The organism is Acutalibacter sp. JLR.KK004, from assembly GCF_036941085.1.
Taxonomy (GTDB): Bacteria; Bacillota; Clostridia; order Oscillospirales; family Acutalibacteraceae; genus Acutalibacter.
Map to the genome: position 1 here is coordinate 258493 of NZ_JAYMNQ010000002.1, position 26254 is coordinate 284746.

24 protein-coding genes and 2 pseudogenes are annotated in these 26254 nt (G+C 56.4%); 16 read left to right on the forward strand and 10 right to left on the reverse strand.

Annotated elements, in window-relative coordinates; genetic code table 11:
- Nucleotides 1-24 precede the first annotated feature (24 nt).
- Together VSQ30_RS15720 and VSQ30_RS15725 are read left to right on the forward strand one after the other, a co-directional pair.
- A complete protein-coding gene (locus VSQ30_RS15720) occupies nt 25-447 on the forward strand; it encodes an MATE family efflux transporter (RefSeq protein ID WP_334465278.1) in 423 nt (140 codons plus the stop codon).
- Nucleotides 448-487: 40 nt separating this feature from the next.
- Nucleotides 488-1203: pseudogene (locus VSQ30_RS15725) on the forward strand (transposase family protein).
- Between the two features lie 262 nt (nt 1204-1465).
- Here the strand turns inward: VSQ30_RS15725 and VSQ30_RS15730 are convergent.
- The 3 genes from VSQ30_RS15730 to VSQ30_RS15740 form a co-directional block, all read right to left on the reverse strand.
- On the reverse strand, nt 1466-2008 hold the full coding sequence (locus VSQ30_RS15730) for an NADH peroxidase (protein ID WP_334465280.1): 543 nt from the start codon (nt 2006-2008) through the stop codon (nt 1466-1468).
- 76 nt (nt 2009-2084) lie between these two features.
- Nucleotides 2085-2489, reverse strand: a complete 405-nt coding sequence (locus VSQ30_RS15735) for a Fur family transcriptional regulator (RefSeq protein WP_160641789.1) — start codon at nt 2487-2489, stop codon at nt 2085-2087.
- A gap of 118 nt (nt 2490-2607) precedes the next feature.
- On the reverse strand, nt 2608-3423 hold the full coding sequence (locus VSQ30_RS15740) for an alpha/beta hydrolase (RefSeq protein ID WP_334465282.1): 816 nt from the start codon (nt 3421-3423) through the stop codon (nt 2608-2610).
- A 79-nt stretch (nt 3424-3502) separates the two neighbouring features.
- Here VSQ30_RS15740 and VSQ30_RS15745 point away from each other — a divergent pair, with 79 nt between their 5' ends.
- A complete protein-coding gene (locus VSQ30_RS15745; protein WP_334465285.1) occupies nt 3503-3679 on the forward strand; it encodes a hypothetical protein in 177 nt (58 codons plus the stop codon).
- Here the strand turns inward: VSQ30_RS15745 and yfcE are convergent.
- Entirely contained in the window at nt 3676-4221 is a 546-nt protein-coding gene (yfcE, locus tag VSQ30_RS15750; RefSeq protein ID WP_334466061.1) for a phosphodiesterase, read from the reverse strand. The two genes, VSQ30_RS15745 and yfcE, sit on opposite strands and share 4 nt — an antisense overlap.
- 181 nt (nt 4222-4402) lie before the next feature.
- Between yfcE and VSQ30_RS15755 the strand changes: the two genes are divergently transcribed.
- From VSQ30_RS15755 to VSQ30_RS15790, 8 genes are all read left to right on the forward strand, one after another.
- Nucleotides 4403-5377, forward strand: a complete 975-nt coding sequence (locus VSQ30_RS15755) for a glycosyltransferase family 2 protein (RefSeq protein WP_334465288.1) — start codon at nt 4403-4405, stop codon at nt 5375-5377.
- 13 nt (nt 5378-5390) lie between these two features.
- Nucleotides 5391-6671, forward strand: coding sequence for an oligosaccharide flippase family protein (locus tag VSQ30_RS15760; RefSeq protein WP_160641785.1), 1281 nt, complete (start codon nt 5391-5393; stop codon nt 6669-6671).
- 21 nt (nt 6672-6692) lie between these two features.
- Nucleotides 6693-7856: a CDP-glycerol glycerophosphotransferase family protein gene (locus VSQ30_RS15765; RefSeq protein ID WP_334465291.1), complete on the forward strand. Its 1164-nt coding sequence runs from the start codon at nt 6693-6695 to the stop codon at nt 7854-7856.
- 163 nt (nt 7857-8019) lie between these two features.
- Nucleotides 8020-8409 (forward strand): glycerol-3-phosphate cytidylyltransferase, encoded by a 390-nt coding sequence (gene tagD, locus VSQ30_RS15770; protein WP_160641783.1) that lies wholly within the window; start codon nt 8020-8022, stop codon nt 8407-8409.
- A gap of 174 nt (nt 8410-8583) precedes the next feature.
- Nucleotides 8584-9957 (forward strand): sugar transferase, encoded by a 1374-nt coding sequence (locus VSQ30_RS15775; RefSeq protein WP_334465294.1) that lies wholly within the window; start codon nt 8584-8586, stop codon nt 9955-9957.
- 27 nt (nt 9958-9984) lie between these two features.
- Nucleotides 9985-10698, forward strand: coding sequence for a WecB/TagA/CpsF family glycosyltransferase (locus VSQ30_RS15780; RefSeq protein WP_334465296.1), 714 nt, complete (start codon nt 9985-9987; stop codon nt 10696-10698).
- A 663-nt stretch (nt 10699-11361) separates the two neighbouring features.
- Nucleotides 11362-12483 carry a non-hydrolyzing UDP-N-acetylglucosamine 2-epimerase gene (gene wecB, locus VSQ30_RS15785; RefSeq protein ID WP_334465299.1) on the forward strand — a complete coding sequence of 374 codons (1122 nt, stop codon included), beginning with the start codon at nt 11362-11364 and terminating at the stop codon, nt 12481-12483.
- A gap of 35 nt (nt 12484-12518) precedes the next feature.
- On the forward strand, nt 12519-14618 hold the full coding sequence (locus tag VSQ30_RS15790) for an LTA synthase family protein (RefSeq protein ID WP_334465302.1): 2100 nt from the start codon (nt 12519-12521) through the stop codon (nt 14616-14618).
- Nucleotides 14619-14624: 6 nt separating this feature from the next.
- Here VSQ30_RS15790 and VSQ30_RS15795 read toward each other — a convergent pair whose 3' ends face one another.
- The 5 genes and pseudogenes from VSQ30_RS15795 to VSQ30_RS15815 form a co-directional block, all read right to left on the reverse strand.
- The gene (locus VSQ30_RS15795; protein WP_334465305.1) at nt 14625-14786 is read right to left on the reverse strand and encodes a hypothetical protein; all 162 of its coding nucleotides are present in this window, start codon (nt 14784-14786) and stop codon (nt 14625-14627) included.
- A 44-nt stretch (nt 14787-14830) separates the two neighbouring features.
- A complete protein-coding gene (locus tag VSQ30_RS15800; protein ID WP_334465307.1) occupies nt 14831-16066 on the reverse strand; it encodes a galactokinase in 1236 nt (411 codons plus the stop codon).
- A gap of 162 nt (nt 16067-16228) precedes the next feature.
- Entirely contained in the window at nt 16229-17383 is a 1155-nt protein-coding gene (locus VSQ30_RS15805) for an aldo/keto reductase (RefSeq protein WP_334465309.1), read from the reverse strand.
- A gap of 219 nt (nt 17384-17602) precedes the next feature.
- Nucleotides 17603-17731 (reverse strand): annotated as a pseudogene (locus VSQ30_RS20815) (MFS transporter); the annotation flags it as partial.
- A gap of 150 nt (nt 17732-17881) precedes the next feature.
- Entirely contained in the window at nt 17882-19363 is a 1482-nt protein-coding gene (locus tag VSQ30_RS15815) for a DUF1846 domain-containing protein (protein ID WP_160641793.1), read from the reverse strand.
- A 329-nt stretch (nt 19364-19692) separates the two neighbouring features.
- Here VSQ30_RS15815 and VSQ30_RS15820 point away from each other — a divergent pair, with 329 nt between their 5' ends.
- The 5 genes from VSQ30_RS15820 (at nt 19693) to VSQ30_RS15840 (ending at nt 25252) form a co-directional block, all read left to right on the forward strand.
- Nucleotides 19693-21096, forward strand: coding sequence for an MATE family efflux transporter (locus VSQ30_RS15820; protein WP_160641776.1), 1404 nt, complete (start codon nt 19693-19695; stop codon nt 21094-21096).
- Between the two features lie 201 nt (nt 21097-21297).
- Nucleotides 21298-22212, forward strand: coding sequence for an ATP-binding cassette domain-containing protein (locus tag VSQ30_RS15825; protein ID WP_334466064.1), 915 nt, complete (start codon nt 21298-21300; stop codon nt 22210-22212).
- Nucleotides 22205-23038, forward strand: coding sequence for an ABC-2 transporter permease (locus tag VSQ30_RS15830; RefSeq protein WP_160641775.1), 834 nt, complete (start codon nt 22205-22207; stop codon nt 23036-23038). Before VSQ30_RS15825 ends, VSQ30_RS15830 begins: the two co-directional genes overlap by 8 nt.
- Before the next feature lie 162 nt (nt 23039-23200).
- Nucleotides 23201-24040 carry a hypothetical protein gene (locus VSQ30_RS15835; protein ID WP_334465316.1) on the forward strand — a complete coding sequence of 280 codons (840 nt, stop codon included), beginning with the start codon at nt 23201-23203 and terminating at the stop codon, nt 24038-24040.
- 333 nt (nt 24041-24373) lie between these two features.
- Complete coding sequence (locus VSQ30_RS15840) at nt 24374-25252, forward strand: sensor histidine kinase (protein ID WP_334465318.1); 879 nt, start codon at nt 24374-24376, stop codon at nt 25250-25252.
- 1 nt (nt 25253) lies between these two features.
- Here VSQ30_RS15840 and VSQ30_RS15845 read toward each other — a convergent pair whose 3' ends face one another.
- On the reverse strand, nt 25254-26129 hold the full coding sequence (locus VSQ30_RS15845; protein WP_334465320.1) for an aldose 1-epimerase family protein: 876 nt from the start codon (nt 26127-26129) through the stop codon (nt 25254-25256).
- Nucleotides 26130-26254 lie beyond the last annotated feature (125 nt).

A 26254-nucleotide genomic window follows, 5' to 3' on the forward strand; every position in this document is an offset into this window, starting at 1 on the left:
TACGGCAGCGGCCAGTATGACCGGGTGAAGAAAACCTACAAGCTGGCCCTGACGAGATGCACCTTGATTTTGGTGGCGGCCTTCTTCATCTTCCAATTCTGCCCGGAGTACATCATCAACCTGTTTGGGCAGGAGCCCGACCTGTACATGGAGTTTGCGGTGAAGTGCTTCCGGGTGTATCTGCTGGCCTGCTTTATGATCGGCGCGGGGGCTGTGACCGGCATCTTCTTCCAGGCCATCGGAAAGCCTGTCCCCGCCGCGCTGCTCTCCCTGTCCCGGCAGATCATTTTCCTGATTCCCGCCATGCTGCTCTTTGGATACCTGTGGAGCGTGGAAGGCATCCTGTGGGCCGGGCCTGTTGGCGATGGACTGTCCGGCGTGATTTCTTTGATCACTTTAGGCGCTTTCTGGAAAAAGATTTTCAATAAAGAGGTGGCGGAAAAATAGACCTCTTGCGAAAATGAAAATAGTGCGATAAAATAGAGGCATGAAATACGAAAAGATAGCGGAATATTCAAACACAAAATTTCGGAGAATTACCGGGGTAAAGCGGGCAACATTTGACAAGATGGTAGAAATTCTGCAAAAAGGATATGCGGAAAAGCATCGGCGCCGTGGGAGGACGCCAATGCTGAGCATAGAGGATCTGCTGCTGGCCACCCTGGAATATCTGCGGGAATACCGTACCTATGCCCATATAGCGGCCAGTTATGGGATAGCGGAAAGTAATATCTACCGAGGAATCAAGTGGGTGGAAGACACGCTAAAAAGCAAAAGCGATACTATTCCGGAAAGAAAAAGCGGCACACACTGAAATCACAGATGCTTGTCAGCCTTCAAACCGGAGAAATCATTGCACTGGCATTTTCTAACGGAAAGAGGCATGATTTTCAACTATTCAAGGATTCTCATGTCCATGTCAAGGCAGAAACGGTGTTGGAGGCGGATACAGGATACCAGGGGATTGCTCAGATACACGCCAATTCTCTTCTGCCGAAAAAGCGTTCCAAGAATCATCCGTTGTCCAAACAAGAACGCAAAGATAACCGCAAGATTTCAAGGGAACGTATCCAGGTTGAACACGCTATCCGCTTTGTCAAAAGATTTCGCATTCTCTCTGAACGCTATCGCAACCGCAGGCATCGTTTCGCGCTTCGCTTTTCTTTGATTGCTGGTATCTGCAATTTTGACCGCTTTGCCTAATTTCGCAAGAGGCCTATTAAAGGCAAATGTTTGCGTCTCTGCAAGATAATTTAACATAGAGCGGCTCCCAAAAGGCCGCTCAAACGGTGGTTACTGGTTGTGAATACAGGTTCTTATTCTATACCAAAAGGAGTTTTCTTTCTACATCACTGGCAAAATCCTTCTTTTGAACCACTCGCCCAGCAAGTGGTTTTCGTTAGACAAAAAGAGGGGAACAGGTTTCCCTGTCCCCCTCAAAAGCGCCGCAATTGCAGTGTTTATCTTACTTGAAGTACCGCTCCAGCAGGCCCTTGAATGCCTTGCCGTGACGGGCCTCGTCCCGGGCCATCTCATGGACGGTGTCATGGATAGCGTCCAGGCCCAGTTCCTTGGCTTTCTTGGCAATGGACATCTTGCCGGCGGTAGCGCCGTTCTCAGCGTCTACGCGCATCTGGAGGTTCTTCTTGGTGGAGTCGGTGACCACCTCGCCCAGCAGCTCGGCAAACTTGGCGGCGTGCTCTGCCTCTTCATAGGCGGCCTTTTCCCAATACAGGCCGATTTCGGGATAGCCTTCGCGATGGGCTACACGGGCCATGGCCAGATACATGCCAACCTCTGTGCACTCGCCCTGGAAGTTTTCCCGCAGGCCCTGCAGAATTTCTTCATCCACGCCCTTGGCTACGCCCACCACATGCTCGGCGGCCCAGGTCATCTCGCCAGCCTGCTCGGTGAACTTCTCAGCGGCGGCGCCGCAGACAGGGCACTTCTCCGGGGCGGAATCCCCCTCGTGTACATAGCCGCAGATCTGGCAAACAAACTTCTTCATGTCAGTTTCCTCCTGTTTTTCACAATGATAAATTTTTATAAAAAGCGTTGCCGCCTTTTGCCTGATACAATATAGTTTAGGCTGTTTTCCCCTTTTTTACACACCCAGGGCATAATCCCCGCAAGGTGATGCTGGCGCTTTCCACCTGGCAGCCGGCCCGCTGGGAAACCACCTCAAACAGCTCTTTTTCAAAGGGCACCTCGAAAATATCCACCACGCTTCCGCACTGGCGGCATACCAGGTGGGCATGGGGGCTGGTGTCCCCATCAAAACGCTCGTAACCGTCAATAACCCCCAGGCTGATAGCCTGTCCTGTCTCGCAAAAGCGGTTCAGGTTGCGGTACACTGTACCCAGGCTCAAATCGGGATATTGGGGCTTCAGCCGCTGGTACACCCAGTCTGCCGTAGGGTGGCACTTCGTGCCCTGCAGCGCTTCCAAAATAGCCGCCCGCTTGCGGCTGAAATGCTCTTTGCGTTCCATAAACACCTGCCTTCTTGCCAGTAAACACGCCTGATCTTCTTATATTCTACAGACAGTATAACACAGAATTTTCCATTTGTAAAGTAGGAATCATTCTTATTTTATTTTTTTGCACCCGCTACAGGCAATAGCCAAACTCCCTGTCCAGCCAGGCAAGGCATAAATCCACCCACCGGGCGTTATGCCCGTCCAGGCTGCCCACCTCCTGGGTACACACAGACATGCCATGGGGGCCGCTGGGGAACACGTGGGCCTCAAAAGGGATTTTTTCCCGGCTTAAAGCCGCCATCATGGCAATGGTGTTTTCCACCGGCACCACGTCGTCCTCCGCTGTGTGCCACAAAAAGGCAGGGCAGGTGTGGGGGCCAACATGCCTGTCTAAGGAGAAATAGTCATACCCCGGCTCCCCCTGCTTATGCCCGCTGACGTTCTCCGTAGATTCCACATGGGCAAAGCGGCCTGCCAGCACCACCGGATAGCACAGAATCATGGCGTCCGGGCGGTTGCTGCCGTCCTGGAAATCATAGCGCCGCAAAAGCTCCGGATCCTTCCACATGGTGCCCAAAGAGCCTGCCAGATGCCCGCCGGCGGAAAAGCCGCACACCGCAATGTGTCCGGGATCCACCCGCCACTGGGCGCTGTTAGCCCGCAGCAGGGAAACGGTCTTGGAGGCTTCCGCTAAAGGCAGGAAATCCCGGGCCTTTTCCGGACCTGTGGAATAATGAAGCACAAAAACCTGATAGCCCCGGGCGAAAAAAGCCATGGCCACCGGCTCGTCCTCCCGCTGGGAGCAGAAACGGTATCCGCCCCCAGGGCACACCACCACAGCGGGGAAAATTTCCCGGCGCTTTCCCATCTCCATAATGGGCGTGTGCAGATAGGCTGTCACCTCCCCGTCCGTTTCCGGGAAGGGCTTGAAAGTAATAATTTGCATAAAAACGCTCCTTTCCGCGCTTGCGCCCGGCCCCTCCATGGGGTATACTTGAAAGAAAACAAAGCGGAGGGATTTTATTATGGGGCCTTATGAATACATTGTGGAAACCATTGCGGGGGATTATGCCACCTTGCAGCGCACGGATCTGCCCGCCCCCGGGGAGCCTATGCCCATTGCCGTGGCCCTGCTGCCAGAGGGCACAGACATCGGCACCCGGCTGCACTGGGAAAATTTCGCCTATACAATTGTAGATTAGGAAAGCGCCAGGCTGTCATAGGCCTGGCCTTCTAACGTTTTCCAGGTGAAAACGCCCTTTTCCAGTGTCATATATCCCCGGGCGCTGCCCTCCTTGGGCAGGGAAACCGATCCCGGGTTTACATACCACCAGCCGTCCCGCCCTGTCTTGGCAGGCACGTGGGTGTGCCCGTGAAGCAGCACATCCCCGCTCCCCAGGGAGGGCGGGTTTTCCAGGTTGTGGTGATGGCCGTGGGCGGCGAACACCAGATGCCCCGCCGCTTCCAGCAGGCAGAAGTCCGCCAGCACCGGGAACTCCAGCACCATCTGATCCACCTCTGCCTCGCAGTTGCCCCGCACGCAGAAAATCTTTTCCTTTGCCCCGTTAAGCAGGGCGATCACTTTTTTGGGGTCATATCCCTCCGGCAGGCTGTTCCGGGGGCCATGGTAGAGCAGATCCCCCAAAAGCAGCAGCCTGTCTGCCTTTTCTTCCCGGAAGGCCTCCAGCATCTGCCCGCAGAACCCTGCCGCCCCGTGTATGTCTGAAGCTATCATCCATTTCATTTTGCCCGCACCCCTTTCCAGAGCATATTTTTCTTCCTCCATTGTAGCGATCTCCAGGGGAAATGTCAAATGAAATCGGCGCAGGCTGGCAGGATTTGCAAAATGGAAAGGAAACGTGTATAATACTCCTATCCATTCCCATGATAATTTTTGACGGGGCCTTTCCCCTGAAGGAGGCAGTATGCCTGCAATCAGTGTAATCGTACCAGTATATAATGTAGAAGCTTATGTGGAGAAGTGCCTGCGCTCTGTGCTGGGCCAGACCTTCCAGGACTTTGAAATAGTGGCGGTGGACGACGGATCCCCGGACAAGAGCGGGGAAATCTGCCAGCGCCTTGCCCGGGAGGACGGTCGGATACGGGTTGTCCGCCAGGAAAACCAGGGCCTGGGCGGGGCCAGGAACACCGGCATCCGGGAGGCAAAGGGCCAGTGGCTCCTTTTTCCTGACAGCGACGACTGGCTGGAGCCGGAAGCCCTGGAGCGCGCCTATAACGCCGCCCAAAAGCATGACGCGGACATGGCGGTGTTTGCCTTCCAGACTGTGAACGAAGGGGGCCAGGTGCTGGGTACCTTCCGGGAAAGCCTGCCCTTTGATACGCCCCTTGTGCCGGAAGATCAGCGGGACATGCTCTTTGCCGCCCCCTGCGCCTGGAACAAGCTGTACAGGGCAGAGCTGTTCCAGAAAACCGGCGTGCTGTATCCCCCCCGGGTGTGGTATGAGGACGTGCGCACCACCCCCAAGCTGATGGCCGCCTGCCGCCGGGTGGTATTTATCGACTATGTGGGGTATAACTACCTGCAGCGGGCCGGCTCCATCATGTCCAGCATCAACCTGGATCGGAACGTGGAAATTGTGGAGGCCTTTGAGGACTTGCTGGGATATTTCCGGGCGCAAGGGCTTTTCCCCCGGTATCAGGAGGAGCTGTGCTACCTCACCCTGTTCCATGTATACCTGACCGCCTCTGTGCGGGTGGCAAGGCTTGATACAAAAAGCCCCCTTTTAGGGCGGTTCCGGGCTTATACGGAAAAGGCTTTCCCAGGCTTTCGCCAAAGCGCTTATCTCCGGCGGCTGACAAAAAAGCAGCGCCTGCTGCTGGCCCTGGTGGAAAAACGGCTGTACGGGCTTGTCCGCCTGCTGTTTCAAATCAAGGGATAGGGGGGAGCGCCATATGAGCCTGCGAGAAAAATGGCGGGGCCGCGCCCGCCACGGCCTGCTGGAAAACACCATTATGCTGTATATCCTCCAGTTCTCCACCATGGCCCTGGGCTTTTTCACCCAGGGGTTCCAGACCCGGGTGCTGGGCATGGAGAAGGTGGGGGCCTTGGGCGCGGCGGCCTATGCCACGAATTTTTTCCAGATGTTTATCGACTTCGGCTTCATCCTCTCCGCCACAGCGAAAATTTCCCAGCACAGGGAGGACAGGGCCTATCTTTCCCGGGTGCTCACCTGCGTGGTGGCGGCAAAGTCCCTGTTCATGGTTTTGTCCTTTGGGGTGCTGCTGGCCTTTATCGCCCCCAGCCTCACCGGGGAAGGGGAATTGATGGTATATGTGTTCTACCTGCTCTCCGTATGCATGGGATCCTTCCTGCCAGACTTTATGTACCGGGGCCTGGAGCAGATGTCCGCCGTTACGGTGCGGGCGGTTTCCATCAAGATATTTGCCACCATCATGATTTTCCTGTTCATCCGGGAGCCGGCGGATTACTATAAAGTGCCCCTGTTTACAGCCCTTGGAAACGGAGGCGCCCTGGCCTTTGTATACTGGCACCTGTTCACCCGGGTGAAGGTGGGCTTTACAAAGGTAAGGCCCGGGGAAATCTGGGCGGAGGTGAAAGAGTCCTCCCAGTTTTTCCTCTCCAAGGTGGCAGGCTCTGTCAACTCCAGCTTAAACGGCGTGCTTTTAAAGGCTGTTGCCGGGGACGCGGTAACGGGCCTTTACACCAACGCGGACAAAGTTATCACTGTGGCCCGCTCCGGCATGTCCCCCATTGCGGACAGCCTTTACCCCCACATGATGAAGAACCGGAATTTTAGCATTGTGAAAAAAGCCCTGCTCTTTGTATACCCGGTCATTTTAGCCGGGTGCGCCGTAGTGTTCATTTTTGCGGAGCCTCTGCTGGTGCTGTGGCTTGGCCCGGAGGGCAGGGGCGTGGCCCCGCCCCTGCGGATGCTGATGCCGGTGGCGGTGTTCTGTTTCCCCAATTACGTGCTGGGATATCCCACCTTAGGGGCTATGGGGCTTACAAAGTATGCCAACATCTCCGTGGTGTTCGGCACAGCGGTTTTCCTGCTGGGCATTGCCGCCGCGTGGCTTACCCACAGCATAGGCCTGCTGGCTTTGTGCATGCTTTCCAGCGTGACAGAGTTTTCCATCCTGGCCTTCCGGGTGGCGGTTATCCTGCGAAACAGGAAGAAATTCCGGGCCAGCCCCAGGCAGCCGGAAAAATAAGGCGGAAAAGGAGAGATGGGCGTGGGCCTTTTAGAAAAAGTAAAACGCAACAGCCTCTGGCAGCTATACTCCCTGCTGCCAAAGGATCAGAACAAGGCCGTGTGCCAAAGCTTTTACGGGCGCGGCCTTTCCGACAGCCCCGGGGCCATTGCCCTGGAGCTGCTGCGCCGGGGCTGGAAGGTGTACTGGGTGGTAAACGACATGTCCCAAAAGGACGCCCTGCCTGCGGGCATCATCCCTGTGGCCTGTGAAAGCCCGGAGGCCATCTACCACCTGTGTACAGCCGGGGTGTGGGTGGACTGCTGCCGCAAGTGGGCTTACACCCAGAAGCGGGGGGCCACCTGCTATGTCCAAACCTGGCATGGCTTCCCCTTAAAGCGCATTGAAAAGGACGCTATAGACGCCCTGCCGGCAGATTATATCAGGGCGGCGAAAAAGGATTCCGCCATGGCGGACGTGTTCCTGTCAAACAGCCGCTTCCTCACAGAAATATACCGCCGGGCCTTCTGGTTTGCAGGGGAAATTTTAGAATACGGCTTCCCCCGCAACGACCTGCTGTTTGGAAAGCATCCGGAAGTGGCGGAAAAGGTGCGGGAGGCCTTGGGAATCCCTTCTGGGAAGCGGCTGGCCCTGTATGCCCCCACCTTCCGCAAGGATAACGGCCTTTCCGCCTACGACATGGACTATGCCCGGTGCGCAAAGGCCCTGGGGCAGCGGTTTGGGGGGGAATGGCTGCTCTTGGCAAAGCTTCACCCCAATATAGCGGCCCGGGCCGGGGAGCTGCGCCTGGATCCCCAGGTGGTGCGAAACGCCTCGGATTACCCGGACATCCAGGAACTGTACGTGGCCTGCGAGGCCCTGTTCACAGATTACTCCTCTGTGATGTTCGATTATATGAACACCCAAAAGCCCTGTTTCCTCTATGTAAACGACATTGCCGCCTATAAGGACGACCGGAACTTCTATTTTGACCTGGACAGGCTTCCTTATCCCCGGGCAGAGGACAATGACGCCCTGGAGCAGGCTGTGCTGGGCTTTGACGAAGCCTTCCAGGCCCAGGCCCTGGAGCGTTTCCAGGCGGAGTTTGGCATAACGGAAACAGGCCGGGCAGCAGGCCATACGGCAGACTTCCTGGAAGCAAGGCGGGCAAGGCTGGGTATAGTAAACACACTTGAAAATCGGTAGATACCGATTTTCAAGCTGGACGGCTATGCCGCTTGGTTCAAAAGAGGTATACCTCTTTTGAACTGTGTTAACTATAAAAAATAAACAGAAAGGAACGGTACCGGGCAAAGGGGCAGGGCTTCCACCTTTTGCGGGATTTTTGGTATCGCATGGCGACTTTTTTATGAAACGCATTATCACTTATGGCACCTTCGATCTTTTACATTACGGGCACATCAACCTGCTGCGCAGGGCCAAGGAGCTGGGGGACTATCTAATAGTGGCCCTGTCCACAGATGAGTTTAACTGGAACGAAAAGCAGAAGAAATGCTATTTCTCCTATGAAAAACGCAAGCAGCTCCTGGAGGCCATCCGCTATGTGGATCTGGTTATCCCGGAGGAAAACTGGGAGCAGAAAAAGACAGACGTAAAGGAATACCACATTGACACCTTTGTTATGGGGGACGACTGGGAAGGGAAGTTTGACTTTCTGAAAGAGCAGTGCCAGGTGGTTTACCTGTCCCGCACCCCGGAAATCTCCACCACCCAGATAAAGAAGGATTTAAACCGGTAGCGGCTCTGGCAGGAATCCGCATATAGTGTAAAAAAATGGAAACTGCACAAGCGGTAGAGCTTTCGGGAAGAATAGGAAGGTAGGTTTTGCTTTTTTCGCCCTGTTCTGCTATAATGGGGGCAAAGCGCGGCGGTTTCCGCCAATTTTTCCCCGCTGCCGGATGGAGTTTTTGCCATGCATACAATCAAAAAATTAAAGCGTTCCATTGTGTTTATATTAAAGCTGGCCCTGTTTGCCGCCCTGTTCGGCATTTTCTTCGGGATTTTCGGCATCCATAACCCCTGGCTCTGGAACCTCTCCCGCACCACAGGCGTCACCATGGTCACGTTTATTGTGCTGGGCATTGCGCTGATGTCCGTGTACGGCGGCTATGCCGTAGGCACCCAGAAATCAAAGCCCATTGTCCACTCCATGGCCCTGGCCACCATTATCACAGACCTGGTCACCCACCTGCAGTTGTCCATTATGAACACCAGCCAGTTTAACAACGATCATTTCGTCTATGAGACGCCCCATCTGTTGCTTTTGGTGATGGTGCTGCAGGTAATTGTCATTGTTTTCTTCTCTTATTTTGGCAATTTCATTTATTTTTCCCTGGAGCCGCCCGAGCGCTGCTGCGTAATATCCTCCTCCCGGGAGAGCCTGGGCAGCATTATCCCCAAGATAAAGCGCTTTAAGAAGCAGTATAACATTACGGAAACAGTGCGGTACGACTCCCCTAAGGTGCTGGACGTGATAGCCCGCAACGACACGGTGTTCCTCTACGATGTGCCCACCCGGGAGCGCACCAGCCTTATCGATTTCTGCTATCAGACCCAGAAGAACATCTATTACAACTTCGAGATGATCGACGTGGTAAGCCAGGGGGCCAAATACGTCACCCTGGACGACAAGTCCCTGGTGATGCACATGGCAAAGGACTTAACCATGGAGCAGCGCATTATAAAGCGCCTGATGGACATTTCCATCTCCCTGTTCGCCCTGGTGCTTACCAGCCCCATTATGCTGGTCTGCGCCGTTGCCATCAAGGCTGAGGACGGGGGCAAGGTGTTTTACAAGCAGAAGCGCCTGACAAAATACGGGCGGGTGTTCCAGGTGTACAAGTTCCGCACCATGAAAGAGGAAAACTCCATCCACAAATCTGTGACGGAAAACGACGACCGCATTACAAAGGTAGGCAACATCCTGCGGAAATTCCGCATAGACGAGCTGCCCCAGATGCTGAACATCTTAAAGGGGGACATGACTGTGGTAGGCCCCCGGCCGGAAATGCTGGAGAACGTGGAGAAATACACCAGCGACCTGCCGGAATTTTCCTACCGCCTGCGGATGAAGGCAGGGCTTACAGGCCTTGCCCAGATTTCCGGCAAGTATAACACCTCCCCCAAGGACAAGCTTGTTATGGACTTGATGTATATTGAAAACTACAGTATCTGGCAGGATTTGAAGCTGATTTTCCAGACCATCACGGTGTTCCTCAAGGCCTCTGAAAGCACGGAAGCCTTTGGCAAGGAAAACCTGTACGACTTTGACGAAGAGAAGGAATAGCGTTACAGTGTAAGGGAGGTTTGGCCCATGGAAGAATATTTCCGCCGGGTATTCCCCGGCTCCGCAGAGGAGTTCTGCAAAAAGGCGGAGTCCGCCATGGAAAGCGGCAGGCGCATGTTCGTTGTAACGGCAAACCCGGAAATCTTGATGGCAGCGGGCCGGGACGAAAAGGCCCGGGAGCTGCTGCTATCTGCGGACGCGGAGATTGTGCCCGACGGCATCAGCGTGGTGAAGGCTATGGGGATGCTGGGCCTGCCCGTTACCGAGCGGATAACCGGGGTGGACTTGGCAGACAAGCTGCTGCACAGCGCGGGCCGTTCCGGCAAAAGCGTGTACCTTTTGGGCGCCAAGGAGGAAGTGGTGTCCACCCTGGTCAAAAACCTGAAAGCCCATTATCCCGCCATGACCCTCCATTACCATAACGGCTATGACGGGGACAAGGACTCCATCATGAAGGAAATTGCCATCCTCTCCCCAGACCTGGTGCTGGTGGGCCTGGGCGTGCCGGCCCAGGAGTTTCTCATCCACCGCCATCTGCAGGATTTTACAAAGGGCGTGCTTATGGGGGTAGGGGGATCTTTCGACGTGCTCAGCGGCATGAAGCGCCGGGCACCCGCCCTTTTTGTCAAGACCAATACGGAATGGCTGTACCGCATTTTACGGGAGCCTTCCCGCTTAAAGCGCTTCTGGCGCTCCAACGTGAAATTCCTGGGTGAAGTGCGCAAAGCCGCCAGGAAGTAATGCAAGAAGGCCCCCTTTTTGGCGGGCCTTTTTACACTTGGGGCGGCGGGCAGTTTTGCAGGATTTCCCCGGACAGCTTGCACTTTGGTGATTATAATTCACTGTATAAATGTGAACAAATTATTAAATTACAAAATTATTCACACTAAACCTGTGGTTTTGTAAACGGTTTGTCATCTTTGTAACCAAGTTGTCATTTAGGCCCGCCATACCCGGAGAAGATGTGTTCCGAGAGCGTCTCGGGCACGCGAGGGAGTGTGCAGCCGCAAATTTTGCGGCGAAAAATTCCCGCATACGCTGCCCGCGTCTCGGATCCAACGTCACGTTGGCGCGTCTTGGATGCAGCGTCACGTTGCCCGCATCTCAGACGCAGCGTTACGCTTGCGGGAGCGCCCCGGGCACGCGAGGGAGTGTGCAGCCGCAAATTTTGCGGCGAAAAATTCCCGCATACGCTCCCCGCGTCTTGGATCCAACGTCACGTTGGCGGGAGCGCCCCGGACACGCGATAATAAGCGTAAGCGCGGAATCGCATTCCGCAGCGAAAGATTTCTGCTTACGCTGCCCGCGTCTTGGGCCAGGTGTCACACCTGTAAGGGATTTGTAAAAAAATTGTAGACATTAAATTGAGAAAGCTTGCGTATACTGTAGGAAGGATTGAATGCTATGAAAAAAATCCGTGTACTGTCTGTGTTTGGCACCCGGCCGGAAACCATAAAAATGGCGCCCCTGGTGAAAGAGCTGCAAAGGCGGGAAGAGTTTGAAAGCATGGTGTGCGTTACCGCACAGCACAGGCAGATGCTGGATCAGGTGCTGCGGGCCTTTGCCATCCGCCCTGATTTTGACCTGGACATTATGCGCCAGGGCCAGACGCTCTCCGACATCACCGCCCGGGTGTTAAAAGGGCTGGAAAGCGTGCTCCAGGAGGCAAACCCCCACATAGTCTTGGTGCATGGGGATACCACCACCACCTTTGCCGGGGCCTTGGCAGCCTATTACGCCCAGATTGCATTGGGCCATGTGGAAGCGGGCCTGCGCACAGGGGACAAGTATTCCCCCTTCCCGGAGGAGATGAACCGGCAGTTTGTGGGGTGCATGGCAGACCTGCATTTTGCCCCTACAGAATTAAGCCGCCAGAACCTTCTGCGGGAAGGAAAGAGGCCGGAAACCATTGTGGTGACAGGCAACACCGCTATAGACGCGCTCTCCACCACGGTGCGGCAGGACTACACCGACGAGCTGCTGGAATGGGCCGCAGGCTCCCGGCTTATTGTGCTCACAGCCCACCGCAGGGAAAACCTGGGGGAACCTATGCACCGCATGTTCCGGGCTATCCGGCGGATTATTGAGGAGTTCCCGGATGTGAAGATGGTATATCCTGTGCATTTGAACCCCCTGGTGCAGAAAGCGGCGGAGGAGGAGCTGGGGGGCTGTAACCGGGTGCGGCTCATTGCGCCCCTGGAAGTGGTGGAATTTCACAACCTGCTGGCGCGCTCTGCCTTAATCCTGACGGACAGCGGCGGCATCCAGGAGGAAGCCCCCTCTCTGGGCAAGCCGGTTATCGTCCTGCGGGACACCACCGAGCGCCCGGAGGGCATTGCGGCTGGCACCTTGAAGCTGGCTGGCACAGGGGAAGAAACCATTTATGCCCTTATCCGGGAACTGCTTACAGACGAAAAAGAGTATGCCCGCATGGCCCATGCCAGCAACCCCTACGGGGACGGGCAGGCAAGCCGCCGCATTGCGGACGCCATTATAGATTATTTTAAGAAGGAGCGGCAGGACTGAAGGCCCCGCAGCCGCGCGAAAAGGACAAGGAAGATATGGCACTGAAACTGAGGAATGACAAGAGCACAGCCCTGCCCCGGGAAGGGCGGCAGGGAGAGTTTATCGAAAAAAGCCGGTGGGGCGTCGAGCTGGCCGTCAGCCGGTGGCACCTGCTGATGGCCGGCCTGCTGCTGACGGCAGCGGGGGCCTTTTTCCTGCTGGAAAAATTCCAGGCAGAGGGGGAGCAGCCGGCAGAGCAGGTACATATGTATGGCTGGTATGCCGCTGTATACCTTCTGCTCACCCTGCTGGGAGCGGCCCTCTGCCTCCTGGAGTTCCGCATCCCCCACCTGGCCCGAAGGGCTTTTGGCTGGATACTGCTGGCGCTGGCGCCCCTGGGCACCTTCTACGCAGTGGATTTGATAAACGGCACCCGTATCCTCACCTTCCCCCTGCGCAAGGCCTTTGCAAACTATTTATGCTACCTGATGGTCTTTGCCGCCATATATGCCCTGTGCCGCCGGGTGTGGATCACCATTTTCGCCGGGGGCGCGGCCTTCCTCACTTTTGGCATTGCCAATTATTTTGTGGTGCAGTTCCGGGGCCAGCCCATTCTGCCCTGGGATCTCCAGTCTGTGGGCACCGCTATGGCGGTTTCCGGGGGCTATGAATACACCCCCACCCAGCAGATGGCCCTGGCGGCTATGGCCTTTTTATGCTTCACAGTGTTCAGCTCCAAAACCGGGCCGCAGGGACGGGGCACAGCCACCCGGCGGTTCCGCATGGGAGAGCGCCTTACGGCGGTGTGCATATCCATCGGCCTGTTTTTCCTGCTGTTCCCCGCCAACATCCTTTCCAGCATGGGCATTTCCGTGTGGGCCTGGAACCAGAAGGTGAGTTCAGAGCTGACAGGCATTGTGGCAGGCTTTTTTGCAAACGTCCAGTTTGTGATGGTGGAAAAGCCGGAAGGCTATTCCACCCAGGCCGTGAAAGCCCTGGGAGAAGAGCTTTCGGAAAAGGAAAGCCCCCAAATGCTGGGCAGCCCGGAAAAACTGCCTACCATCATTGCCATTATGAACGAGTCCATGACAGATTTCTCCCGGGTAGGCGGCATGTCCTTCACCCCGGACAACCTGCCCTTTATCCACTCCCTGGAAGCCTCGGGCCAGATTGTGTGGGGCACAGCCTATTCCTCTGTATACGGGGGCAACACCTGCAACAGCGAGTATGAGTTCCTCACCGGCAACACCACAGCTTTCCTGCCTGTCAGCAGCAAGCCCTATCAGCAGTATATCGACCACGAGCAGGCGGGCCTGCCCAGCATCCTGAAAAGCTATGGCTACCGCTGCCTGGCGGTACACCCGGGCAGGCGTTCTGCCTGGCAGCGGGACGAGGCCTATCCCTATCTAGGCTTTGACGAGTTTATAGACGCCTCTGTTTTTGACGTGCCCCGGCGCTATGAGCATGGCCTGACCAGCGACCGTTCCTGTTATGATCAGGTGATATATGAATATGAAAACCGAGGAGACAGCCCTTTGTTCCTCTTTAATGTGACCATCCAGAACCACGGCGGCTATGAGGACGAGGAGTATGAAACCACTGTACAGCTTACAGACTATCCCGGGAAGTTCCCCCAGGCAGAGCAGTACCTGAGCCTGACGAAAAAATCAGACACAGCCCTGGAATTTCTGCTGGACTATTTTGCCAGGCAGCCAGATCCGGTTGTGGTGGTGTTCTTTGGGGATCACTGGCCCAACCTGGAGCCGGGCTTTGTGCAGGAGCTGCTGGGGACAGACGATGACGCCGTCAACATTGAAACCATGATGCGCAAATACCAAGTGCCTTTCTTCATCTGGGCAAATTACCCCCTGGAAGGGGAAGAAATAGAGAGCATCAGCCTGAATTACCTTTCCGGCCTCTTGTTGCGGGCGGCGGGCTTAGAGGGCACAGCCTATACGAAATTTTTGGAAGAGCTTCGGCAAACCCTGCCGGTAATAACGGCAGTGGGGATGATAGACAAGGAGGGGGAAGTTTACAAAAACGAGGGGGGAACCCCTTACGACAGCCTTCTGAACGAGTATGCCATGCTCCAGTATAACCATGCCTTTGAGGATGAAGGCCGCCAGGACAGGCTCTTTGAGGTAGAGAGCCGCTGAATATAGTTAACGCAGTTCAAAAGAGGCATTCTGCCTCTTTTGGACCAGGCGGTAAAGCCGTCTGGCTTGAAAACCGGGGTTGTACCGATTTTCAAGTGCGTTTACTATAAACCACGCCCAGCGGCTTGGCACGCAGCCTTGCGCACCAAATTTAATCAGCGCTTCCATAAAAAGAATCCCGCGCCAGCTGGCGCGGGATTCTTTTTATGCTTTTACAGTTCAACTTCTACGCCGCCCACGTCCCGGACAGAGAGCACATGGCAGGCGCCTTCCCCGAACACCTTCTCCATGCCCTCCCGGTAGGCGTCCAGCAGATCTAAGGGCACATAGGCCTGCATGGTGCCTGCAAAGCCGCCCCCGTGTACACGGCAGGCCCCCCTGCCCTGCAGCAGGGATTCTGCCACAGCCAGCGCCAGGGTGATGCCCTGCTCCGCCGGGGCGGAGCTTGCGAACACGTTTTGCAGGCGCATGAGGGAAGAGCGCCCGGAATCCCGCACCATCCGGAGGAAGCCCTCAAAGTCCCCCTGCTCCAGGGCCTTGGCTTCCGCTGCCGCCAGGCGGTCGTCATCAAAGAAATGCATGGCCCGCAAAACAGCCCTGTCCCCGGCAGCGGCGCGCAGGGCCTTTATGTTCTGATAAAATTCTTTTTCGTCCACATCCCGCAAAAATTCCCTGCCGAAAAAGGCCGCGGCCTTCTTCATCTCCGCCGGGATGGCGGCATATTCATCGGTGAGGTCTGCATGGTTGCCGCCGGTGTCCACCACGCAAAGGGCATAGCCGTAAGCCGCCAAATCCAGCTCCCGCTTTTCGATAACAGGCTTTTGGGGATTGTGAAAATCCATAGCCGTCACCCCGCCCACAGAACTTGCCATCTGGTCTAAAAGCCCGCAGGGCTTGCCAAAATACACATTTTCCGCATACTGGGCTATCATGGCGGCTGTCACCGGATCGATTTCTCCTCCGTTAAACAGGCAGCTCACCACCGTCACCACCAAAATCTCAAAGGCGGCGGAGCTGGAAAGGCCAGAGCCTTTCAGCACCCGGGTTTTGGTAAAGCAGTCGAAGCCGCCAATTTCATAGCCCAGCTCCTTGCACCGGGCGCAGATGCCCCGGATAAGGGAGCGGGAACCATAGTCCGACTGGTTGGGGGCAAGGCTAGTAATGTCCACCTCGTCCACCCGGTCATATTCCACCGATTTCAGCCGGATAACCTCCAGGCCGTTGGTCTTTGCCATGCCCACCACATCCAGGTTGATGGCAGCGGCCAGCACCCTGCCATGGTTGTGGTCAGTGTGGTTGCCGCCGATTTCCGTGCGGCCCGGGGCGCTGAAAAAGCGCGCCTCCTGGGAATCGCCGAAGAAGGTTTCAAACCCCGCCCGAATCTCCTCATACCGGGCCTTTTCCTGTTCCCAGCCCGCCCCGTATAAATGCTTCACGCCTGCTTTCATAAATATGCCGCCTTTCTTTAACATTCTGCTTTATTGGGCACTCATCCGCCAGTGAAGGGCTGCCCGCTTTGGATATTTTCACAAATGGTTTGGTGAAGCCCTTTTCAGCAGCACCAATCTGAAAAGGGAAAGAAAAATAGATGCACCCCTGTTTTCCCTGCCTCAGGCGCCGAACAGCTTTTTTGCCCTTTCCATGTGCCCGGTAATCTTCACCCCAAAGGGGCACCTTTCCTCGCAGGCGCCGCAGGCAATGCAGTCCCCCGCTTTGGCAGAAAGGGCGGCATAATGCTCCCGCACTGTCTCTGGCACCATGCCCTGGGCCGCGCACAAATCAGCAAATTTGTTTACGGCGGCAATGTCAATGCCCACGGTGCAGGGGGCGCAGTGCCCGCAGTACATGCATTTGTCTGTAAAGGGGTGGGCCGGGCAGCCGCTGAGCAGCCCGGCATAGTCCTTTTCCTTCTCCGGCGCTTCGCTGTAGGCCGCAGCCTGCAGAAGCTCTTCCATGCTTTGCGCGCCGCAGAGCACAGAGGCCACTCCGGGGCGGGTCAGGCAGTAGTGCAGGCACTGGATAACCGTCATGGCCGCGCCAAAGGGGGATTCCCCGGCCTTAAGCAGCGCGCCGCCGCCATAGGGCTTCATGACGGTAAGGGCCACGCCCTGGCTTTCGCACAGGCTGTAAAGCTCCAGGCGCTCCGGATCTGTGGAGGACAGCACGTCCGGGGCCTCATAGGTGGACTTTTCAAAAAGGACGTTTACATCCTCGCTGGGGGGCAGGATGTCGTAAGCCGGGTTGACGCTGAACATGATAACGTCTATAAAGCCTGTTTTGGCGGCCTGCATGGCTATCCGGGGATTGTGGGTGCTCATGCCCAGGTGCCGGATTTTCCCCAGGGCCTTCTGCTCCTTGGCAAACTGGATGACTTCCCCGGAAAACACCTCATCAAAATCCTTCTGCTCGTCCACATAGTGAACCATGCCCACGTCAATGTAGCCTGTGTCCAGCCGGTCCATTAAATCCGCGAAGGCAGCTTTTACCTCCCCCATGTCCCGGGTGCGTTTATACTGCCCGTCAATCCAGGCAGAGCACAGGTGGGCCTGGAGGATGAACTTGTCCCGGCGGCCCTGCATGGCCCTGCCAAAAGAGCTGCGGATGTATGGCTCGGGGTTATAAAGGTCAAAGTAATTGACGCCGGCCTTTAGGGCGGCGTTTATCAGCTCCTGGGCAAAGGCGTCGTCCTGGTTGACAAAGGCCTCGCTGCCCAGCCCGATTTCACTGACAGAAAGGCCTGTGCGGCCTAAAACCCTGTTTTTCATATGGCTTCCTCCTATTCGGTTCCTGCCTTTACTATAGTGGAAACTGGATGAAAACGCAAGGGGGGAATCCGGGATTTCTTTGTGAATTTTTCGCGGGCGGCTTTACCGCCCTGCCCTTCCCCCGCAGGCTTCCACCAGCGCTTCATGGGCCGCCGCCATCACCCCCAGCAGCACAAGCAGGTAGAAGGGGAACAGCGCCGGGGACAAATGATCTGCCAGCACGCCGAAGAAGGGCGGCATCAGGCAGGCGCCCCCATACATGGAGGGCCAGGCCGCCCCCAGAAGGGAATCGGGCAGGCCCAGGCTGATAAACGCCACATAAATGATACTGAGCAGAAGCGAAGCCATAAAAAAGCCTCCTTTAGAAATAGGTTTGTTTTCCCACTATAGCAGTGATTTTTCGGGAGTTCCAGACAGAATCGAGGAAAAAATATAAGAATCCTGCAAAAATGCCGGAAAAGAAAGCCGGAATCAAAGCTTCCGGCCTTCTGGGTTTCCTTATTTATGGTACAGCCTGTTGGTCTGGTAGGTAGGCTCGCAGGTCAGGTTCACCCCCAGCTTGCGAAAGACGGTTTCATCCACATGGGAGAGGATAACCGAAGCGTGGGCCTCGCACCCGCGAAGCTTTTTAAGCTGCCGCATGGCAAGCTCTGCTGTGGGGTTGGTGGCGGCGCAGATGGACAGGGCGATTAAAATCTCGTCTGTGTGCAGCCGGGGGTTGCGGCTGTCCAGGTGCTGGGTTTTCAGCTTCTGGATAGGCTCAATGATAATGGGGGAAATCAGGTGGATGTTCTTCTGAATGCCTCCCAGCTCCTTCAGGGCATTTAAGAGGGCGGCGGCGGCAGCCCCCAGCAGGGGCGTGGTTTTGCCTGTAACCACCCGGCCGTCCGGCAGGCTGATGGCGGCGGCAGGCATACCGGTTTCCCCGGCCCGGGCCATGCAGGCGGTAACCACAGGCCTGTCCTCCGGCTTAATACCGGCCCGGTTCATCAGCAGCTCGATTTTATACACCACTTCCCCGTCCCCGGTGCCCTGGCGCTTATCGCACCGGGCGCTGTAATAGCGGCGGATGATTTCCTGCAGGGAGGCCTCGCAGCAGGCCCCATCGTCTATAATGCAGTTTCCCGCCATATTCACCCCCATGTCCGTAGGGGACTTATAGGGGGACTCCCCGGCAATCTTCTCGAAGATGGCGTTCAGCACCGGGAACACCTCAATATCCCGGTTGTAGTTGACGGCGGTTTCGCCGTAAGCCTCCAGGTGGAAGGGGTCTATCATGTTCACGTCGTTGAGATCGGCGGTGGCGGCCTCATAGGCCAGGTTCACAGGATGGGTCAGGGGCAGGTTCCAGATGGGGAAGGTTTCAAACTTCGCATACCCAGCCTTAATGCCCCGGCGGTGCTCATGGTATAGCTGGCTTAAGCAGGTGGCCATTTTCCCGCTGCCCGGGCCGGGGGCGGTTACCACCACCAGGGAGCGGCTTGTCTCCACATATTCGTTTTTCCCAAAGCCCTCCCCGCTTACAATCAGCGGGATATTGGAGGGATAGCCGGGGATGGTGTAGTGCCGGTATACCTTCACCCCCAGCCCCTCCAGCCGGCTTTGGAAGGCCTGGGCGCCGGGCTGGGCGGCATACTGGGCCAGCACCACGCTGCCCACATACAGGCCGATTTCCCGGAAGGCGTCGATAAGCCGGAGCACGTCCAAATCGTAGGTGATGCCCAAATCCCCCCGCACCTTGTTTTTCTCAATGTCAGAGGCGTTTATCACAATGACAATCTCCGCCTGATCCTTCAGCTCCAGGAGCATGTTGATTTTGCTGTCCGGCTTAAAGCCCGGCAGCACCCGGGAGGCGTGGTAGTCGTCAAAAAGCTTTCCCCCAAACTCCAGGTACAGCTTCCCTCCAAAGCGTTCGATGCGATCCCGGATATGCTGGGACTGCGTTTGCAGGTATCTGTCGTTGTCAAACCCCGTTTTCATCCTCATTACTGCCCCTTTCTCCACTGTTTGCCTGCCGCTTTACACCTTTTTTGCCGGCAACAAAAAAACCAACCCCCTGCCTGGCGGGCGGGGGCCTTTTACCGTTTGTTCTCAGTTGCCTTGCAATAGTATACCACATTCCGGGCCGCCGCGCAAGATGGGCAGGCCCTGGTTTGGGCAGCTTTTTGTGGGCATTTCACAACGCGCCCCAGGGGGAAATTTATCACTTTTCACACGTTGACTTTTTTCCCGCAATTCACTATAATTGTTAGGATACGAATTTTTTGAGAGTGGGAAAACCCAAAAACGTTTTGGAAAGGATGATGTGCATGGCAGGAAAATTGTCATCTATGTTCGGCGCGCAGGATATGACCCAGGGCAGCCCGGTGGGCAATCTTGTGAAATTTTCAGTGCCGCTGCTTATCGGCAACCTGGCCCAGCAGCTTTACAGCACAGTGGACTCCATTGTGGTGGGAAATTATGTAGGCGACGGGGCTTTGGCGGCAGTGGGGGCCAGCGGCCCTATTTTAAACCTGCTGCTGGTGCTTTTTATGGGCATTTCCGTAGGCGCCAGCATTATGGTGTCCCAGTATTACGGCGCCGGGGAGCGGGACAACCTTTCCGAAACCGTAGGCACCACCATCACAGCCACCCTGGTTTCCTCCATTTTTATCATGGTGCTGGGGCCGCTGATCACCCGGCCTGTAATGGCCCTGCTGGACACCCCGGCGGATATCTATGAGATGTCCTGCACCTATCTGGTGATTTTGTTCGCGGGCATCATCGGCTGCGCCTACTATAACATTATTTCCGGCATTCTCCGGGGCCTGGGGGATTCCATCATGCCCCTTATTTTCCTCATTGTGGCCTGCGTGCTCAACATCATACTGGACATCTGGTTTGTGGCAGGCTTCCAGATGGGGGTTGCCGGCGTTGCCTGGGCCACCATTATCGCCCAGGCGGTTTCCGGGGCACTGTGCCTGTGGCGGCTGATGCGCATGAAGGACGTGCTTACCGTAAACCTCCACACCCTGCGTCCCAAGGGGCTTTTTGTGAAAAAGCTGGTGCAGCTTGGCCTGCCCAGCGGCCTGACCCAGGCCATTTTCTCCTTTGCCATGATTATTATCCAGTCCCTGACCAACTCCTTCGGCACCGCCGTTATCGCCGCCAATACGGTGGTGATGCGCGTGGACGGCTTTGCCATGATGCCAAACTTCACCTTTGGCACCGCCATGACTACATACACAGGGCAGAACATCGGCGCAAACCGGGTAGACCGGGTGGAGGAGGGCACCAAGGGCGGCCTGAAGGTGGGCCTTGCGGTGTCTGTCATCCTGGTGGGGCTTATCCTGCTTTTTGGCAAGTACCTGATGGAGATGTTCACGTCCACGCCTGAGGTCATTGATCTGGGCCAGCAGATGCTGCGCACTCTGGCTGTGGGCTATGTGGCCATGGCTGTCACCCAGATTCTCTCCGGCGTTATGCGCGGGGCAGGCGACACCATGACCCCCATGTGGATTTCCATCATCACCACCGTTATCGTCCGGGTGCCCATCGCCTACGGCCTGGAGTTCCTCACCCGGCCCGAGGGCGGCGCTATGGGTTCCGGCGCGCCCACGCCCCTGTTCTTCTCCCTGCTGCTGTCCTGGGTTATCGGCGCGGTGCTGACAGCTATTGCCTATAAGATGGGCAAATGGAAGAAAAAGTCTATTATCAACACGGAAAAGGAATAAGAAACATAAAAAAGAAGACACAGGCCTAAAAAGCCTGCGCCTTCTTTTTTATTGTTGTTTTGTCAAGGGCTTTTTGCTATACTTTTTTAGGGCAAGGCTTCAACGCCCCCGAATCTTTACGAAATCTTTACCCTTTTCTTTACCGCTGTCTTTACCTTTTGGGTGTACAATAGGGGCACCATACTAAAGGAGGTACGCATGATGGAATATGTATTGACAGCCCAGGGGCTTTCCAAACAGTATAAGCATTTCAAGGCCCTGGATAATTTCTCCCTCCATGTGCCCAAAGGCTCCATATACGGCTTTGTAGGCAAAAACGGCGCGGGGAAAACCACCCTCATCCGCCTGGTCTGCGGCCTGCAGCGGCCCACTGGGGGCAGCTATACCCTGTACGGCCTGCAAAACGGGGCAAAGGACATCACCATGGCCCGCAGGCGCATGGGCGCGGTGGTGGAAACCCCCTCCATCTACCTGCACCTGACAGCAGAGGAAAACCTAAAAGAGCAGCACCTAGTGCTGGGCAGGCCGGACTTCGACCGCATACCAGAGCTTTTAGATCTGGTGGGCTTAGGGGACACAGGCGGGAAAAAGGCCCGGAATTTCTCCTTAGGCATGCGCCAGCGGCTGGGCATAGCCGTGGCTTTAGCCGGGGATCCGGATTTCCTCGTCCTGGACGAACCCACCAACGGCCTTGACCCCCAGGGCATCATCGAAATGCGGGAGCTGATCCTGCGCCTGAACCGGGAGCGGCAGATTACCGTCCTCATCTCCAGCCACATTCTCGACGAGCTTTCCCGCCTTGCCACCCACTATGGGTTTATCGACCAGGGCCGGATGGTAAAGGAAATCAGCGCCGAAGACCTGGAGGCTGCCTGCCGCAAATGCACCCGCCTCACTGTCAGCGACACAAAGGCCCTATCGAGGGTGCTGGACAGCATGGTGCTGAAATACAGCATTGTAAACGACAGCGTGGCAGACGTGTACGACCCCTTGAACATCACCCAGCTTATCAAGGCCCTGGACCAGGAGGGCTGCCAGGTGCTCTCCATGCAGGAGCGGGACGAATCTTTGGAAAGCTATTTCATCAATCTGGTAGGAGGTGCCCACCATGAATAAACTGGTATTCGCGGGCTTTGCCCGGTTAAAAAAGGATTTGGCCTTTTGGGTGTGCTTTTGGGGCATGGCGGCGCTGGGCGTCTATCTTCCGGTGGCACAATATTTTGACAGCCTGCGCTATAACACGGTTTTCGCGCCGGATGACCTTGTCTTTAATTATACGCCGTTTATCTGCATCGCGGCGGCGGTGTTCATCAGCCTGTACCTGGGCATAGACTACAGCGACGGCACCATCCGCAACAAAATGATGGTGGGCCGCACCCGCAATGAGATCTATATGTCCAACTGGGTGGTGTGCGTCATAGGGACTTTGCTTTTGTGCCTGGCTTTTGCCGTACCCGCCACAGTAATCTCCCTCTTCCTGCTGGGCGCCGCGAAAGCGCCCGCCATGGCCTTTTTGACGACCGCGCTTCTCAGCATATTGGTGGCCGTCGCGGTCACGTCCATTTACGTGCTGGTGAGTATGCTGTGCCCCAATAAAGCTGTCGCGTCCACCATATGCCTCATCATCCCCATGGTGCTGTTTGTCGCCGCTACTGTGATAAACGGCGCTTTAATGGAGCCGCCCACGAATGAGGGCATGGTGACGTTTACAGAAAACGGTATGGAGATAGCCGATGACAGCGTCCCCAACCCCGCCTACCTGACCGGTATAAAGCGGGCCGTCTATGAGTTCCTCAACGACTTCCTGCCTGTAAACCAGGCGATACAGTGCGCGGGCATGGGAATCACAAACCCTTTGCGCTTTGCATTGTGTGATTTGGGGATAAGCCTTGCCAGTATTTTTGCGGGCCTGGGGCTGTTTGCCAGAAAAGACCTAAAGTGAGGGCAACGTAACGTTGCATCTTCGACGCGGGGAAACGGGTGGCGAGTTTGCGCTGCGGCACGTTGTGCCGCGCTTATGCAGGCAAACGCGAACACTGTTGGTGTTGTGCGTGTCAAACGCGCCCCACATAGGGGCAATTTTGCGGCAAGGGGATGACCTGCTATGGGAAATATTTTACGTGCCTGGGCACGAAGCATCTGCCGGGACTGGCTCTTCTGGGCGGAGACGGCCTTCGCGGCCTGGGGCGGGGGGTTTATGGTCCTGAACGGCGTGGAGGCCTGCCGCGAAAAGAACGCTGCTTTTCCCTGGGACTCCGGGGCCTTCAACTGCCTGATGATAGCCAGTATCGTGCTGCCGGTGTTCTGCTCCATCACCCTGGGCCGGGAGTACGGCTGCGGCGGCATGCGCAATAAAACGGCCGTGGGGCACGGGCGGGGCAGGGTCTATTTTTCCGCGCTGCTTGTCAGCTTTATGGCGGCGCTGTGGTTTGCGGGGGTATACCTGCTGTGCTATCTGGGGCTTTTCCTGGCCCTTGCACCGGAGGCGGAGATGAGCCGGGAGCCGGGGTACCTGCTGGCCCTGGCTGTGTGCTCCCTGATAGTGCTGCTGGCGCTGGCGGCGTTTTTTACGGCCCTTGCCATGCTGATACAGAGCCAGGCCTGGGGCGTGACCATAGGCCTGGCGGCAGGCTTCCTCTTTGTGATAGCGGGGTGGTTTGCAAGCCTCCTTCTCCACACGCCGGAATTTTTACCCCTGTACGCCTCAGGGACGGACAACCTGTCCCTGCCCACCGGGGAGATGACCATTAACCCGGCCTGCCCCCAGGGCGCGTACCGGTCGGCGCTGGAATTTTTCTACAATTACACCCTGGGCGGCATGGTGTTCCAGTGCTCCTCCCTGGACGCAGGAAAGCCCTGGCTCATCATCCTGAACGCTGGGGTGACAGGGGCGCTTGCCACCCTGGCAGGCGTCCGGGGCTTTTACCGGAAAGACCTGCGCTGACCCAGCGGGGGCAAAACAACAAAAAGCAAAACCACACCCACACCGGGCGCCGGGCGCAAAAGCCCCGGCCAGCATCGGCGTGGGTGCGGTAAGTTTTTAGGGCGTGTTCACATAAGAGGAGTATGTGGATTTTTGAGCAGGTTTTTGGCAGAATCAAGTCAAAAATTCGCAGATGTACTTGCGTACCTCAAGAATTTTTGGCGAAGAAGATGGCAAAAAACCGCCAAAAAGACGCTTGCAAGCGCTTATGTGAACACGCCCTGGGTCAAGCCTTTTTCCAAAAAGGCTTGTGAGGTTTGGAGCAAAGCTCCAAGGTCTTAGGAGGTAGGAAGAATGGCAGGATGGATATTGGCGGCTGTGCTGGGGTGCGTGGCGGCAGGGCTGGGAATCAAGGTGCGGCTGATGCGCAAGGCCGCCCGGGAGCTGGTGCAGGGCCTGAAAGAGCGCAAAGACATGGAAACAAACACCCTGGTGGACATTTCCAGCCGGGACAGGGCCATGCGGAAGCTGGCGGCGGCGCTGAACCGGGATCTTGCGCTGCTGCGGGAAAAACGGCGGCAGTACCAGCAGGGGGACTTGGAGCTGAAAGAAGCCGTCACCAATATCTCCCACGACCTGCGCACCCCCCTCACCGCCATCCGGGGCTACCTGGAACTGCTGGAGCGGGAGGAAAGCCCGGCCCTTGCCAGGAAATACCTGGGCCTTATCGCGGGCCGGGTGGAAGCCATGAGCCGCCTCACAGAAGAGCTGTTCCGTTATTCCGTGGTGGCGGCAGAGCCTGTGCGCCTTCAGCCCGTCGATTTTTCCCGGGCGCTGGAGGAAAGCCTGGTGTCCTTTTACGGGGCCTTCCAGGGGCGGGGCATTGCGCCGGAAATCAGCTTGCCGGAAGGGCCGGTGCCCCGGCAGCTTGACGGGGAGGCCCTTAGCCGGGTGCTCTCCAATATCCTCTCCAATGCCCTGAAATACAGCGGCGGGGATCTAAAAGCGGCCCTCACCAAAGACGGCAGGGCCACTTTTGAAAATTCCGCGCCAGGGCTGAACCCGGTGTCCGCCGCCCGGCTTTTCGACCGCTTTTACACAGTGGAAACCGGGCGGGATTCCACTGGCCTGGGGCTTTCCATCGCCAAGCTTCTCACCGAGCGCATGGGCGGCGCCATCACCGCCTCCTGGGAAAAGGGCCGGCTGCGCATCGAGCTGTCCTTCCCGGAATAAATTACATCACCCGTACAGTGAACCGCCGCTCTGTTTTCTCTCCGGGGGAAAGGGTAATTATGCCTTTTTTCCCTGTAAACTCGTCCCCCTCTGTGGTGAGGGTGGCGCAGCCCGTCCAAGGCTCCAAGCATACGTAAGGCCCGTCGTTCTGGGCAGACCACACCCCCAGCATGGGGAACCCGGCAAAGTCCATCTCAATGCCCTTCCCTGTTTTCTTGTTCACAATTGCCGCCTTGTGGGAGTTAAGGCCGGAAAACACCAAAGCATCCCGGTAAAACAGGTTGTGCCGCAGGGGGATCTCCCTGCCCTCCAGGGCAAAGCCCGGGGTTTCATAGTCCAGCAGCCCGGTGTCCATCCGGACAGTGGGGCACTGCTGGCTTTCCTCCTGCTCAAACCGGAGGACGTAGTCCTCAAATTCCGCCCCGTCCTCCAAAGGAAGGTTAAAGCCCGGGTGCCCGCCAATGGCAAAGGGCAGCGGCTCCTTCCCGGTGTTCTCCACAGTAAAGGCAGTGGCATAGCCCTCCTCTGTCAAAGCATATTCCACCGTCAGCGCGAAGCTGAAGGGATATGCTTTTTTTGTGTCCCCGTCATCCTGAAGCCGGAGGAAGATGTCCCCCTCCCCCCGTCTCACCAAATCAAATTCCTTGTGCTTGGCAAAGCCGTGTCGGGTCATTTCAAACCAGACGTCCTTGATTTTCACCCGGTTATCCCGCAAGGCCCCCACAATAGGGAACAGCACAGGGGCATGCTCCCGCCAGTAGGCCGGATCCCCTGTCCACAAAAGCTCCCGGCCCTGCGCGTCCTCCAGGGAGATAATCTGCGCCCCCAGGGTGTCCACCTTTGCTGTAAACTTGTCATTCTTAATGGTAAATATCATAAAAAGCCGCCATGCGGTACAGGATTCCCCGCACCGTTCCTTTCTCTATATTTTTCAAACAGGCTCTTAGAACCTGTATTCATAATCGAAATTGCCGGATGAGCGGGAATTTTTGAAGCCAATCA

Bases quoted from the DNA above. Each gene is read 5' to 3' on its own strand.
- VSQ30_RS15835 (WP_334465316.1), top strand. From the start codon at position 23,201: ATGGGAAATATTTTACGTGCCTGGGCACGAAGCATCTGCCGGGACTGG.
- VSQ30_RS15830 (WP_160641775.1), top strand. From the start codon at position 22,205: ATGAATAAACTGGTATTCGCGGGCTTTGCCCGGTTAAAAAAGGATTTG.
- VSQ30_RS15845 (WP_334465320.1), bottom strand. From the start codon at position 26,129: ATGATATTTACCATTAAGAATGACAAGTTTACAGCAAAGGTGGACACC.
- VSQ30_RS15730 (WP_334465280.1), bottom strand. From the start codon at position 2,008: ATGAAGAAGTTTGTTTGCCAGATCTGCGGCTATGTACACGAGGGGGAT.
- yfcE (WP_334466061.1), bottom strand. From the start codon at position 4,221: ATGAAATGGATGATAGCTTCAGACATACACGGGGCGGCAGGGTTCTGC.
- VSQ30_RS15755 (WP_334465288.1), top strand. From the start codon at position 4,403: ATGCCTGCAATCAGTGTAATCGTACCAGTATATAATGTAGAAGCTTAT.
- VSQ30_RS15800 (WP_334465307.1), bottom strand. From the start codon at position 16,066: ATGAAAGCAGGCGTGAAGCATTTATACGGGGCGGGCTGGGAACAGGAA.
- tagD (WP_160641783.1), top strand. From the start codon at position 8,020: ATGAAACGCATTATCACTTATGGCACCTTCGATCTTTTACATTACGGG.
- VSQ30_RS15805 (WP_334465309.1), bottom strand. From the start codon at position 17,383: ATGAAAAACAGGGTTTTAGGCCGCACAGGCCTTTCTGTCAGTGAAATC.
- VSQ30_RS15760 (WP_160641785.1), top strand. From the start codon at position 5,391: ATGAGCCTGCGAGAAAAATGGCGGGGCCGCGCCCGCCACGGCCTGCTG.
- VSQ30_RS15815 (WP_160641793.1), bottom strand. From the start codon at position 19,363: ATGAAAACGGGGTTTGACAACGACAGATACCTGCAAACGCAGTCCCAG.
- VSQ30_RS15775 (WP_334465294.1), top strand. From the start codon at position 8,584: ATGCATACAATCAAAAAATTAAAGCGTTCCATTGTGTTTATATTAAAG.
- VSQ30_RS15735 (WP_160641789.1), bottom strand. From the start codon at position 2,489: ATGGAACGCAAAGAGCATTTCAGCCGCAAGCGGGCGGCTATTTTGGAA.
- VSQ30_RS15825 (WP_334466064.1), top strand. From the start codon at position 21,298: ATGGAATATGTATTGACAGCCCAGGGGCTTTCCAAACAGTATAAGCAT.
- VSQ30_RS15780 (WP_334465296.1), top strand. From the start codon at position 9,985: ATGGAAGAATATTTCCGCCGGGTATTCCCCGGCTCCGCAGAGGAGTTC.
- VSQ30_RS15740 (WP_334465282.1), bottom strand. From the start codon at position 3,423: ATGCAAATTATTACTTTCAAGCCCTTCCCGGAAACGGACGGGGAGGTG.
- VSQ30_RS15795 (WP_334465305.1), bottom strand. From the start codon at position 14,786: ATGGAAGCGCTGATTAAATTTGGTGCGCAAGGCTGCGTGCCAAGCCGC.
- VSQ30_RS15790 (WP_334465302.1), top strand. From the start codon at position 12,519: ATGGCACTGAAACTGAGGAATGACAAGAGCACAGCCCTGCCCCGGGAA.
- VSQ30_RS15840 (WP_334465318.1), top strand. From the start codon at position 24,374: ATGGCAGGATGGATATTGGCGGCTGTGCTGGGGTGCGTGGCGGCAGGG.
- wecB (WP_334465299.1), top strand. From the start codon at position 11,362: ATGAAAAAAATCCGTGTACTGTCTGTGTTTGGCACCCGGCCGGAAACC.
- VSQ30_RS15745 (WP_334465285.1), top strand. From the start codon at position 3,503: ATGGGGCCTTATGAATACATTGTGGAAACCATTGCGGGGGATTATGCC.
- VSQ30_RS15820 (WP_160641776.1), top strand. From the start codon at position 19,693: ATGGCAGGAAAATTGTCATCTATGTTCGGCGCGCAGGATATGACCCAG.